8 protein-coding genes and 4 tRNA genes are annotated in these 12,533 nt (G+C 46.8%); 1 reads left to right on the top strand and 11 read right to left on the bottom strand.

The genetic code is table 11. The features are described 5' to 3' along the window. Positions 1 to 161: 161 nt before the first annotated feature. The 8 genes from lon to A3751_RS09795 all read right to left on the bottom strand — a co-directional run bounded on the left by lon (position 162) and on the right by A3751_RS09795 (position 6,797). Positions 162 to 2,585, bottom strand: a complete 2,424-nt coding sequence (gene lon / locus A3751_RS09830) for an endopeptidase La (protein ID WP_068455124.1) — start codon at positions 2,583 to 2,585, stop codon at positions 162 to 164. 148 nt (positions 2,586 to 2,733) lie between these two features. Continuing rightward, complete coding sequence (gene clpX / locus A3751_RS09825) at positions 2,734 to 4,020, bottom strand: ATP-dependent Clp protease ATP-binding subunit ClpX (RefSeq protein WP_068455121.1); 1,287 nt, start codon at positions 4,018 to 4,020, stop codon at positions 2,734 to 2,736. A gap of 89 nt (positions 4,021 to 4,109) precedes the next feature. Then, positions 4,110 to 4,739 carry an ATP-dependent Clp endopeptidase proteolytic subunit ClpP gene (clpP, locus tag A3751_RS09820; protein WP_068466472.1) on the bottom strand — a complete coding sequence of 210 codons (630 nt, stop codon included), beginning with the start codon at positions 4,737 to 4,739 and terminating at the stop codon, positions 4,110 to 4,112. 131 nt (positions 4,740 to 4,870) lie between these two features. Beyond that, positions 4,871 to 6,181 (bottom strand): trigger factor, encoded by a 1,311-nt coding sequence (tig, locus tag A3751_RS09815; protein ID WP_068455115.1) that lies wholly within the window; start codon positions 6,179 to 6,181, stop codon positions 4,871 to 4,873. A 186-nt stretch (positions 6,182 to 6,367) separates the two neighbouring features. Further along, a tRNA-Leu gene (locus A3751_RS09810) sits at positions 6,368 to 6,452 on the bottom strand. A 52-nt stretch (positions 6,453 to 6,504) separates the two neighbouring features. Next, positions 6,505 to 6,580: transfer RNA gene (locus A3751_RS09805), tRNA-His, on the bottom strand. A gap of 24 nt (positions 6,581 to 6,604) precedes the next feature. After that, positions 6,605 to 6,681 (bottom strand) — tRNA-Arg (locus A3751_RS09800). Between the two features lie 39 nt (positions 6,682 to 6,720). Continuing rightward, a tRNA-Pro gene (locus A3751_RS09795) sits at positions 6,721 to 6,797 on the bottom strand. A gap of 218 nt (positions 6,798 to 7,015) precedes the next feature. On the opposite strand from A3751_RS09795, the gene folD reads away from it, so the two are divergent. Then, entirely contained in the window at positions 7,016 to 7,870 is an 855-nt protein-coding gene (gene folD, locus A3751_RS09790) for a bifunctional methylenetetrahydrofolate dehydrogenase/methenyltetrahydrofolate cyclohydrolase FolD (RefSeq protein ID WP_068455112.1), read from the top strand. A 62-nt stretch (positions 7,871 to 7,932) separates the two neighbouring features. Here the strand turns inward: folD and cysS are convergent, their stop codons facing one another. The 3 genes from cysS to A3751_RS09775 form a co-directional block, all read right to left on the bottom strand. Beyond that, the gene (cysS, locus tag A3751_RS09785; RefSeq protein ID WP_068455105.1) at positions 7,933 to 9,321 is read right to left on the bottom strand and encodes a cysteine--tRNA ligase; all 1,389 of its coding nucleotides are present in this window, start codon (positions 9,319 to 9,321) and stop codon (positions 7,933 to 7,935) included. Positions 9,322 to 9,329: 8 nt separating this feature from the next. Then, positions 9,330 to 11,012 carry a glutamine--tRNA ligase/YqeY domain fusion protein gene (locus A3751_RS09780; protein ID WP_068455102.1) on the bottom strand — a complete coding sequence of 561 codons (1,683 nt, stop codon included), beginning with the start codon at positions 11,010 to 11,012 and terminating at the stop codon, positions 9,330 to 9,332. Positions 11,013 to 11,096: 84 nt separating this feature from the next. Continuing rightward, on the bottom strand, positions 11,097 to 12,395 hold the full coding sequence (locus tag A3751_RS09775) for a serine hydrolase (RefSeq protein WP_068455127.1): 1,299 nt from the start codon (positions 12,393 to 12,395) through the stop codon (positions 11,097 to 11,099). Positions 12,396 to 12,533: the final 138 nt, after the last annotated feature.

The following is a 12,533-nucleotide window of genomic DNA, read 5'->3' as shown; positions in this document are numbered from 1 at the left end:
TTGAATAAACAATAAGACGCGATCTAATTCTTCTTAATTATAGAAATCTCTATCTTATAGAAAATCTATCGAGTGGTCTCGGAGCCCTCTAGAATACTGCTGCCAGACGTCGTAACAAGTTATACCAACTGTCCAAAACCACTGTCAAGGAAGCATTTGCGCTAATGCGTATTTATTCGCCCTTCCGTCCGTTTCGAGCTACTTTTTGTACTCTTTGACACACTCGAGGACCGCTTTCCAGATTTTTCCTCAGGCGGATACGCCAAAGCAATGTCGAGCACTTCATCGATCCACTTCACCGGAATGATGTCAAGAGACTCTTTAATATTGTCAGGAACCTCTTTCAAATCCTTCTCATTTTCGTGAGGGATCACGACCGTTTGAATGCCTCCGCGATGCGCAGCAAGCAACTTCTCTTTTAGCCCCCCAATCGCCAAAACCTGACCTCTCAGTGTAATTTCACCAGTCATAGCTACATCTGCTTTTACCGGAACACCTGAAAAGGCAGAAACCATCGCTGTGCACATAGCGATACCAGCACTAGGACCATCTTTAGGGGTCGCACCCTCCGGAACGTGAATATGCACATCGTTTTGTTCATGGAACTCAGAATCGATACCCAGCACATCAGCTCGACTTCTCACGACCGTCATTGCTGCCTGTATTGACTCTAGCATTACATCACCCAACGAGCCGGTCCGCACCACCTTACCTTTGCCCTTAACAGTAGAGCACTCAATACTCAAAAGCTCGCCGCCCACCTGAGTCCAAGCTAAACCAGTAACCTGCCCGATACGATCTTCCTCATCAGCAGTACCATAGCTAAATTTACGCACACCAAGGTAATCAGCAAGGTTAGAACTAGATACAGTAAGCTCCGGATCAATTTCTTTTAACGCAATCGACTTTACGACCTTCCTGCATAGCTTGGCGATTTCACGCTCCAACCCACGGACTCCAGCCTCTCGCGTATAGAAACGAACAATGTCTCGAATCGCATCCTCTTCGATCTCAAGCTCACCCGCCTTGAGGCCATTATTTTTAACCTGTTTTGGAATCAAATAGCGCTGAGAAATATTCACCTTTTCATCTTCGGTGTAGCCCGGAATACGAATAATCTCCATTCGATCAAGCAACGCAGGAGGAATATTCATCGAATTAGATGTACAAACGAACATTACGTCGGAGAGGTCATAATCAACCTCCAAATAATGATCATTAAAGGTGTGATTCTGTTCTGGGTCTAAAACCTCAAGGAGAGCCGAGGCAGGGTCACCACGATGATCCATCCCCATCTTATCAATTTCATCTAACAAGAAGAGCGGGTTTTTAACACCGACCTTTGTCATCTTCTGAACCAGCTTACCTGGCATAGAGCCAATATAAGTTCGGCGATGACCTCTAATTTCGGCTTCATCACGAACGCCACCTAAAGCGACACGCGTAAACTTTCGGTTTGTCGCTCTAGCGATAGACTGCCCGAGAGAGGTTTTACCTACACCCGGAGGCCCAACCAAACAAAGCACAGGCCCCTTCAGCTTTTTAACGCGTGCTTGCACCGCAAGATACTCTAATATGCGGTCTTTGACCTCATCGAGCCCATAATGATCGCTATCAAGAATTTCTCGTGCCTTTGCTAAATCATGACGCACCTTGCTGCGCTTCTTCCAAGGCAAATCCGTTAGCCACTCAATATAACCGCGGACAACAGAGGCTTCTGAGGACATAGGTGACATCATTTTCAGCTTTTTCAGCTCACCTTCAACCTTTTGTTTCGCTTCAACCGGCATGCCTGCCTCGGCGATCTTGTTCTCAAGCTCTTCAAATTCATTACCTGTCTCACCGAGCGCGCCCATCTCTTTCTGAATCGCTTTCATCTGCTCGTTTAAGTAATACTCGCGCTGACTTTTCTCCATCTGCTTCTTAACGCGACCACGAATACGCTTTTCCACCTGTATAAGATCGATTTCACCCTCAATGACAGCAAGTAGATACTCTACTCGCTGAGTCACATCACCTTCTTCCAACACTTCTTGCTTATCAGAAATCTTCATTTCCAAGTGTGTGGCAACGGTATCAATTAGACGGAGTGGCTCCTCGATTCCAACAAGAGAGCTAACAACCTCACTAGGAACTTTTTTGCTTAACTTACTAAACTTCTCGAACTCGCTGCTTAGCGCACTAACCAATCCCTGTAGTTCGCTAGTCGCTGGCTTAGTTTCAGGGAGCTCGTGAGCGACCGCCGATGCAAACGCGTCTTCATCGAGAGAATCGATAACCACGCGTTTCTCTCCCTCAACCAATACCTTCACAGTGCCATCAGGTAGTTTCAACATCTGTAATATGGTTGCTAGAGTACCGACACCATAGAGCTCATCAAGGCCCGGATCATCGTGACCAGCATCTTTCTGGGTGACGAGCAACAATTGCTTGTCCGCTTCCATCGCAGCTTCTAGAGCAAGAATTGACTTCTCGCGACCTACAAACAAAGGAGCTACCATAGACGGAAAGACGACGACGTCTCGTAATGGCAACATAGGCAATAACAAACTATCGCTCGCTTTCTTTACTTCTGCATCACTCATTCTTATCTCTCCTACTCGCGGCATTACTTTGTAAATAGGGTCTTACTTTTTATTTACAAGGAGGCACGCTCAACTATTCCAAGTTTTCTCTATGCCAAACAAAAAAGCCCAACTCAATGAGCTGGGCTTTTGACAGCAATGCTTCTCACTATCCCTCTGGGACAGCCTTGGCCTGATCTTTATTGTCATAAATGCGAATCGGATCAGAATCACCATCAATCACACTTTCATCAACAACAACCTTGCTAATACCGTCTTCTGAGGGTATGTGGTACATCGTATCCAGCAACACATTTTCTAGAATCGATCTCAAGCCACGAGCACCAGTTTTACGCTCCATTGACTTTCTGGCCACAGCGCGCAATGCATCTTCTCGAAAATCAACTTCAACACCTTCCATTTCAAAGAGCTGCTGATACTGTTTGGTGAGCGAGTTCTTAGGCTCAGTCAGAATCTGCATTAATGCATCTTCGTCTAACTCATTGAGCGTGGCTACAACAGGCAAACGACCAACAAACTCAGGTATTAAGCCATAACGAACCAAATCTTCTGTCTCAACGTCCTGCAGAGTCTCACCAACTGATTTCTCTGCCTCCTTGCTTTTCACTGTCGCACTAAATCCGATACTGCTCTTCTCAGACCGATCCTGAATGACTTTATCCAAGCCAGCAAAGGCTCCGCCACAAATAAACAAAATATTCGATGTATCTACCTGCAAGAACTCTTGCTGAGGGTGCTTGCGCCCTCCCTGGGGAGGAACAGACGCAACAGTACCTTCAATTAGCTTGAGCAAGGCCTGCTGAACACCTTCACCAGAAACATCACGCGTAATGGATGGATTGTCGGACTTACGCGAAATCTTGTCGATCTCATCTATGTAGACGATACCACGCTGCGCTTTATCAACGTCATAGTCGCATTTCTGGAGGAGCTTCTGAATGATATTCTCGACATCCTCACCTACATAACCCGCTTCCGTAAGCGTCGTTGCATCAGCAATCGTAAATGGAACATTAAGGAGGCGAGCCAATGTCTCTGCCAACAGAGTTTTACCGCTACCGGTTGGACCAATCAGCAATATGTTACTCTTGCCAAGCTCGACATCCGCTTTCTTACCACCGCTGTACTTCAAACGCTTATAGTGATTGTAAACAGCTACAGAAAGAACCACCTTCGCTCGATCCTGACCAATCACATAATCGTCTAAAGTCGTTTTGATCTCCTGCGGCACAGGCAAACGATCAGAGCTTTCCTCTGTTGTGCTTTCCTGAATCTCTTCACGAATAATATCGTTACAAAGATCCACACACTCATCGCAAATAAATACTGAAGGGCCTGCTATGAGTTTGCGCACCTCGTGCTGACTCTTCCCGCAGAAAGAGCAGTAAAGTAGCTTGCCGTTATCTTCGCCTTTGCCGTTTTTATCGTCAGACATTTCTATTCCTATTCCTGAATGTTACTTACGATGCCTGTATCAGCGCTTCCATGCTCACTGACATCGCCAGGGAATCAATCAAAAGACTACTATCGCTTATCGATGATTGAATCAATTAAACCATAATCAACTGCAGCAGAACCATCCATAAAATTGTCACGATCTGTATCGCGCGCGATGGTCTCTAAGTCCTGCTCAGTATGATGAGACATAATACGATTCAGCTTGTCACGAATCGTAAGAATTTCTTTCGTATGTATCTCAATGTCAGTCGCCTGCCCCTGATATCCGCCCAAAGGTTGATGAATCATCATCCTTGCATTCGGAAGACAATGGCGCTTACCTTTTGCCCCGCCAGTCAACAAAAAGGCGCCCATGCTACACGCTTGACCGATACATAGAGTAGACACATCAGGCTTTATAAACTGCATCGTGTCATAAATGGAAAGCCCTGCCGTCACGGACCCACCAGGAGAGTTAATGTAGAGGTGGATATCTTTGTCGGGATTTTCCGACTCCAAAAACAGCAACTGGGCGACTACAAGATTAGCCATATGATCTTCGACTTGACCTACAAGAAAGATCACACGCTCTTTTAGAAGACGCGAATATATATCGAAAGAACGCTCACCACGAGCAGTCTGCTCAATGACCATAGGCACAAGGCCACTATTCGTAATAACTGTTGGTGAATCGCTCATAGAACCCCTGTTGCTCATTAGTTTCTTCCTTACCATACATCGTGGTTAGTCGGGCATTTTTCAAGCCCTAAATCAAAAACAGCCGGTGAATCACCGGCTGTTTTTAAGTGTAGCTGAAAAAAACGTCTTCTTCAGGCTCGCGCTTTAAATTATTTACCTTGCGCGTTTGCCGCTTTCACAGCATCCTCATAGGACATTTTCTTCTTTTTGACCTTCGCTTTTTCCAGCAGCAAGTCTACAACAGCATCTTCTACAATTACGGCCTCGACCTGAGAACGGTTCTCTGCCTGATTGTAATGTGTAACAACCTCTTCCGGAGTTTCGTAAGTCGACGCAATTTCCTGGATCTTCTCGTCAACTTTTGCAGGATCAGCCTTAATATCGTTCTCTTTTACGATCGCCGCGAACAACAAACCAGTCTTGACACGATTTGTTGCCTGCTCTGCAAACAACTCGTTCGGAAGCTGAGATAAATCCATATCCTGACCACCACCAAACTGCTGAATCGCTTCGCGCTTCATCGTTTCGATTTCCTGCGCAACCATAGACTCAGGGATATCTATGTCGTTTTGCTCTGCAAGCGCTGCAACCATTTGCTGCTTCAAGTTGTTAGCGACCGCATTTTTCAGCTCGCGTTCCATGTTCTTCACGACCTCAGCTTTGAACGCCTCTTCGTCATCAGACTCAACGCCGTACTTACTGAAAAACTCCTGATCCATCTCAGGAAGAACAATTTCTATATTCTCTTTAACTGTCACTTCAAAACGCGCTTCTTTGCCAGCCAAGTCTTCATTTCCGTAGTCTTCAGGGAAGGTAACGTTTAACTCTACTTCCTCACCTGCTTTCGCACCGACCAAGCCTTCTTCAAAGCCAGGGATCATTTGACCCGAACCTAGCGTGATGCGTTGATCTTCAGCGGTTCCGCCTTCAAACTGCTCATCACCAACAAAACCTTTGTAATCGACAACAAGCGTATCTTTCTTCTTGGACTTGCGCTTGACCGACTTAGGCGTACCGTGCTGACGACGTAACATGTCAATCATGTCCTTGATGTCTTTCGCCTTAATCTCTGCCTCAGGCTTTTCAAGCTCGATACCTTCTACGTTTACACCCTCAATTTCTGGGTAAACCTCGACTACAGCAACGAATTCAAAATCCTTGCCTTCTTCAGTCTGCTTTGGCTCAAACTTAGGGTAACCAACCGGTGAAATCCCTTCTTTGCCCAACGCTTCGATATAAGAGTTGCGCATCAACTCGCCAATTACTTCTTGACGAACCTGTGCTCCAAAACGCTTTTTAACGACCTTTGGTGGAACCTTACCTGGACGGAAGCCATTCAATCGCACAGTACGAGCTGTTTGCTGCAGTCGCTGCTCCACTTCCTGTTCTATTTGCTCTGCTGGAACGCCAATGGTGACGCGACGCTCAATGGAAGATGTTGTTTCAACAGAAACTTGCATGGAAATTCCTCAACTCAAATACTCTAAAATCAATTCAACACAGGCACGGAAACCGCAAAGCCTGCACAGTACACTAATAATGGGGGACGAATAGTAAGAGCCATGCCAGTACTTGGCAAGCATTTTGTTCACATTAAGCGACGAGGAATAAGAGAAAGGAGAAAAACTTTGCAAACTAGATAAACATGGTGCGAGTGGGGAGACTCGAACTCCCACGCCGTAAGACACTAGAACCTAAATCTAGCGCGTCTACCAATTCCGCCACACTCGCACATATCTACTTAAAACTTTATGAGGATTGCCCTCACATTTGTAACAGGAATTGGGGTGGGCGAAGGGGATCGAACCCTCGACCGCAGGAATCACAATCCTGAGCTCTACCGACTGAGCTACGCCCACCACTACTCGGACTCTGCCAAAAAATGGCGCACCCGGTAGGATTCGAACCTACGACCCACGGCTTAGAAGGCCGTTGCTCTATCCAACTGAGCTACGGGCGCTCGAACCCAGATTCTACCTGTTACATTCTCGTAGAAAATTGGTCGGGGTAGAGAGATTCGAACTCCCGACATCCTGCTCCCAAAGCAGGCGCGCTACCAGACTGCGCTATACCCCGACTCATCATTGCTTGGGTTACCCCTCACAAGATGGCGCGAATAATACAGACGGTTTTTAACCTCGTCAACATTTAATCTCGCTAAAAAGTTAAAATATTTTGTGCCTGCAAATACCCTTTAACTTAGATCAGCAAAACACTTTTTATTATGAAAAGACCATGAGAAAATGCGCATCCTGAGTTAGCCACCGCACCCACTGAGTGTCACAAGTATTCTAATGAGCGCAAACATTATCGACGGCAAGAGAATTGCCGACAACCTGAAGGGCGAAATCGCCAAACAAGTTGAGTCAAGAGTAAAAGAAGGCAAGAGAAGACCTGGCCTCGCCGTCATTCTGGTAGGCGACGACCCTGCCTCGCAGGTATACGTTCGCAACAAAACAAATGCCTGCGAAAAAATAGGGTTCACTTCCGAAGCAATTATCCTTCCTGCATCTACGCAACAGGAAGAACTTGAAACCCTTATCGACAAGTTCAACAACGCGCCAGAAATGGACGGCATACTCGTTCAGCTTCCGCTTCCCGATCACCTAGACAGCGACGCATTGCTAGAACGCATCAGACCGGACAAAGATGTTGACGGCTTTCACCCGTTCAATCTTGGCAGGCTCGCGCAGCGACTTCCTCTTTTAAGACCCTGCACCCCAAAAGGAATCATTACCTTGCTCGAAAGCACGGGCCAAACAATCCGTGGTAAAGATGCGGTCATTGTTGGCGCTTCGAACATAGTCGGTCGCCCAATGGGACTGGAACTGCTTTTGGCAGGCTGCACAGTCACCACAACCCATCGATTCACGCGCAACCTACCAGAGAAAGTTTCTCAGGCAGACATAGTTATCGTTGCGGCCGGTAAACCTGGCTTGGTAAAAGGTGAATGGATCAAAACTGGAGCAATCGTGGTTGATGTAGGCATCAATCGACTCGAGGACGGATCTCTGGTAGGTGATGTCGAGTATGAAGTTGCTAAAGAACGGGCCGGCTGGATAACGCCTGTTCCCGGAGGTGTCGGCCCAATGACGGTTGCAACATTAATGGAGAACACGCTCTACGCAGCAGAACACCTGCACGACTAATTATTAAAAAACAAAAAGGCGAGCCAGTTGCTCGCCTTTTTGTTACTTCCCATAAGTCAATATCAACTACGACGCCAACTTGTTCCGCCCTTACTGTCGTCAAGTACAACACCCTGCCCCGCCAATTCATCACGAATGCGATCGGACTCTGCCCAGTTTTTATCTGCTCGAGCTTGAGTGCGTTGCGAAATCAAGGCTTCAATTTCATCTTCAGACAACCCGCCCTCTTGCGCTGGAGCCTGCTTAAAGTAATCCTCTGGATTGGACTGCAGAAGCCCCAAAACTTCGCCAAGGTATTTTAAGGTGTACGCAAATCTATTCGCCCCCTCTAAATCACTATCGCGACTTGAGTTAAGCGCTTTCACCAAATCAAACATCACCGCCAACGCTTCCGGCGTATTAAAATCATCCGCCATTGCACTATCAAAACGATCTACATAGCTTTGCGCTAGCGCACTTTCTGTGACCGCCAAACCTCTTAACGACTGATACATACGATCAAGCGCGCTTTGAGACTCAGCTAAACTCGATTCAGAATAATCAACCTGGCTTCGGTACTGACTTGATATAAGAAAATAACGCACGACTTCTGGCGCATACTTCTCTAGCACCTCACGAATGGTGAAAAAGTTGCCTAGTGATTTAGACATTTTTTCCTTGTTCACCCGCACTGCACCGGCATGCATCCAATAATTCACATAAGTCTTGCCAGTTGCCGCTTCACTTTGAGCAATCTCATTCTCATGATGTGGGAACTTTAGATCCGGCCCACCACCATGAATGTCAAATGTACTGCCTAGACAACACGTCGACATCGCCGAACATTCAATATGCCAACCCGGACGCCCTTTACCCCAAGGAGAGTCCCAATAAGCCTCGCCCTCTTTTGCTGCTTTCCACAGCGCAAAATCAAGAGGATCTTCTTTGAGCGCTTCTACCTCAACTCGTGCACCAGACTGCAAATCCTCAATATTCTTTTTACTGAGCTTCCCATAACCATCAAACTTTTTAACGCGATAATAAACATCACCATTACTCGCTGCATAAGCGAAACCCTTTTCAATTAAGGTCTCTATCATTCTGACAATGTTAGACATATGCTCGGTAGCGCGGGGCTCCTGGCTTGGTGGCAGCACCATCAACGCCCGTTCATCTTCGTGCATAGCATCGATAAAACGCGCAGTTAATGCATCGTAGGTCTCACCATTCTCATTCGCGCGATTAAAAATCTTATCATCGACGTCTGTGATGTTTCGAATATACGTAACGCTGTAACCCGCATGGCGTAAAAACCGCGTAATCACATCAAAGCCAACCATGACCCGAGCGTGACCGATATGACAATAGTCATATACCGTCATTCCACATACATACATACGAACCTTATTAGGCTCGATTGGTACAAACTCTTCCTTCTTACCACTTAAAGTATTATGAAGTTTAATTTTCATCGCCGTTATTACTTCCCACTCCAAACGTCACGTAGTCCGATGGTCTTATTGAACACAGCTCGCCCCTCTTTGTGATCATATCGATCAGCAACAAAGTAGCCTTCACGCTCAAACTGAAAACCTTGCTCCGGTTGAGCGCCTAATAAGGCAGGCTCCACAACACCTTCAAATTCCTTAAAGCTTTCTGGATTAATATGTGTCAGAAAGTCTTCTTCCCCCGCATCAGGATTCGGATGCGCAAATAAACGATCATAATCACGAATCGTTGCCTTCACACCATGCTCTGCTGAAACCCAATGGATAACCCCGCGCGGCTTAATGCCTTCGACATTTTCACCAACGGTTCCCGGCACCAACGAAACTTTCAGCTCAACAATCTCACCTGCATCATCTTTTATAACGTCTTCAGCCTTAATAATGTAAGCACTGCGCAAGCGAACATACTCGCCACTAACTAAGCGCTTAAATTTCTTACGAGACAAAGAAGCGTCTTCATTGAAGTCTTCACGGTCAATATAAATAGTCTCTGAAAACGGAATTTCTCTCTCGCCGAGCTCTGGCTTGTTCGGGTGATTCGCGGCCTTCAAGCTCAGTCCGGCGTCCGCCTCATGGATATTGATGACCGTAACTTTAAGAGGGTTCATCACACACATTGCACGCTGCGCATGATCATTCAAATCATCCCGAATGGCCTTCTCAAGCTGCGCAACATCAACATCACTGTTGTTTTTGCTACTCACGGGAATCATCTCACAGAACTGCTTAATCGAACGCGGCGTGAAACCACGACGACGCATTCCAGAGATCGTCGGCATTCTAGGATCGTCCCAGCCGGAAACATGTCCTTCGTCGACTAGCTGCTTGAGCTTACGCTTACTGGTAACGGTGTAGTTCAAATTCAAACGCCCCATCTCGTACTGACGAGGCTTGGATGGAACAGGCAGATTCTCCACTAACCAATCATAAAGCGGGCGATGCGCCTGAAACTCTAGTGTACAAATTGAATGGGTAACACCCTCAATCGCATCTTCTTGACCATGGGCAAAATCATAGCTCGGGTAGATACACCACTTATCACCCGTCTGGTGATGAGGAACCTTGCGAATCCGATACAATATAGGATCTCGGAGGTTCATATTCGGAGAGGCCATATCGATTTTGGCTCGCAAAGTCGCTTTACCCTCATCGAATTCACCTGCTCGCATTTTTTCCAAAAGCTGCAGATTCTCTTCTACAGAGCGACCCCTGTATGGACTCTCTTTCCCGGGCTTTGTCGCCCAGCCTCGATACTCTGAAGCCTGCTCAGCCGTAAGTTCACAAACATACGCCTTGCCCTGCTCTACGAGGTATTTTGCCCAACCGTATAACTGATCAAAGTAACTCGAAGCGTAACGTACATCTCCAGCCCACTCGTAACCCAACCATCGAACATCTTCCTGAATTGCATCGATGAATTCCTGACTCTCTTTCTCAGGGTTCGTGTCGTCAAAACGGAGATTACACTCTCCGCCATAAGCATTCGCCAGACCGAAGTTCAGCCAGATAGAGCGCGCATGACCAACATGAAGATAGCCGTTTGGCTCAGGAGGAAAACGAGTAACAACGCGTCCATCGTTCTTATTGGACGCCAAATCGCCCTCAATAATGTTTTCGAGGAAGTGCTTAGACTTAGTTGGTGCGGAGTCCGACATAGTTGTGATTCACCTAGAGACGCAATGCTAACAGTAGAAAGGGCGCGCATTATAGCCGGAATACCGGCTAGCGAGAATAGGTGTTTATGCACTTGTTACAGAGCAATTTTTCGAAATTGTATTCACGAAGCGGACGAGAGACGGAATATTATTCGCAACGATCGGAATACCACTCGTCATCAATGACACAGTCAGCTCTCTTTTCGGGTCAACCCAAGCCATTTTGTTAATCAAACCGATGTGCCCGTAAGAAGCAGAACTATTCAAGCCCCAAACGCCAACCGGCCGACCTCCAAGCATCAAACCTGCGCTGTAACGCATCGGCAGCATCAAAGTGCGATCGAACTGAACCGAGGCCACTTCCTGAACGGCACGACGAATGGTGATATCTTTTGCAACCTGCTTACCCTTCCAAGTACCACCGTTTGACATCATCTGGAAGAAGCGGTTCATCTCTTCCGCGGTTCCCATAATGTTACCCGCCGGAATAACCGCCTGCATAAAGCGAGGGTCGTTAGTCACTTGCTGAACCTGATCAAGCGGCCCACCGAGTGCCCTTTTGATTAAGTAGGAAACCGGAAACATTGGTTTGATCCCTGTTGCATAGTTGGTAGCAACTCGGTCGCTATATTTGGGATCGATACCATACTGGAAGTACTTCATTCCCATCGGCTTGCGGATTCGTTTATCCAGCAAAGCTTGGATACTATCGCCCGTCACCTTATTAACAACGCGCTCCAAAATATAACCGCCCGTCAACGCATGATAGGCAAGCTTATCGCCGCGCGGAGAACTTGGCTCGGCGTCACACAGTAAACGCCAGATTGTGTCGTTATCCCACAAGGTCTCAACTGGAAGCCCCTCAGGTAAACCAGGAATGCCACTGCGATGTGAGAGCACTTGGTGAATCGTTATGTTCTTTTTGCCATTCTTGGCAAACTCGGGCACATAGAAACTGATTGGATCATGCAGATTTATGAGCTTTTGCTCATTCAGCATATGAATCAACAAAGCAGTGACGGCTTTTGACGCCGAGAAAAAGCAAATCGGCGTTTCCGGGCGCATCAGCACTTTAGACTCAGATGCATCATCTGAAGGCCCGTTACCCGAAGCGTGCCCAATCGCCCTATGCAGAACAATCTCACCCTTTCGACGAACGCAAAGAGAAATAGCCGGGTGCGTACCTGTACGATATACCCCCTCGACAGCCTCCCAAATCTCCCGAACATCGCGCTGCGTCATCTCTACACTTTCAGGATCGACCTCCTGCGCCTTTTCAATAGTCGTCACTTGAGCCAATGACTCAGGAACAACGATTGTGTTACCAAGATTTGCTTTTATTCGGGAGTAGTTCAAACCACTAAACGATGCATCCAACAACATAACCATCTCTACTTCATTAAATTATTGTTCTAAAAAGATATTCCTATTTGCTAAAGATAGAAGCTTACCACGCGCCTTACAAACGATTAGCCATAAATAACAATAATCATAAAACCAGATTAACTAAGCGGGGCGCAC

It is taken from the genome of Oleiphilus sp. HI0080, assembly GCF_001635135.1.
The sequence above is the reverse complement of the archived record's forward strand: the minus strand, read 5'-3'. Positions and strand labels throughout refer to the sequence as shown.

Excerpts from the sequence above, each read along its gene's own strand:
- lon (WP_068455124.1), bottom strand. The coding sequence starts at position 2,585 with ATGAGTGATGCAGAAGTAAAGAAAGCGAGCGATAGTTTGTTATTGCCT.
- clpX (WP_068455121.1), bottom strand. The coding sequence starts at position 4,020 with ATGTCTGACGATAAAAACGGCAAAGGCGAAGATAACGGCAAGCTACTT.
- clpP (WP_068466472.1), bottom strand. The coding sequence starts at position 4,739 with ATGAGCAACAGGGGTTCTATGAGCGATTCACCAACAGTTATTACGAAT.
- tig (WP_068455115.1), bottom strand. The coding sequence starts at position 6,181 with ATGCAAGTTTCTGTTGAAACAACATCTTCCATTGAGCGTCGCGTCACC.
- folD (WP_068455112.1), top strand. The coding sequence starts at position 7,016 with ATGAGCGCAAACATTATCGACGGCAAGAGAATTGCCGACAACCTGAAG.
- cysS (WP_068455105.1), bottom strand. The coding sequence starts at position 9,321 with ATGAAAATTAAACTTCATAATACTTTAAGTGGTAAGAAGGAAGAGTTT.
- A3751_RS09780 (WP_068455102.1), bottom strand. The coding sequence starts at position 11,012 with ATGTCGGACTCCGCACCAACTAAGTCTAAGCACTTCCTCGAAAACATT.
- A3751_RS09775 (WP_068455127.1), bottom strand. The coding sequence starts at position 12,395 with ATGTTGTTGGATGCATCGTTTAGTGGTTTGAACTACTCCCGAATAAAA.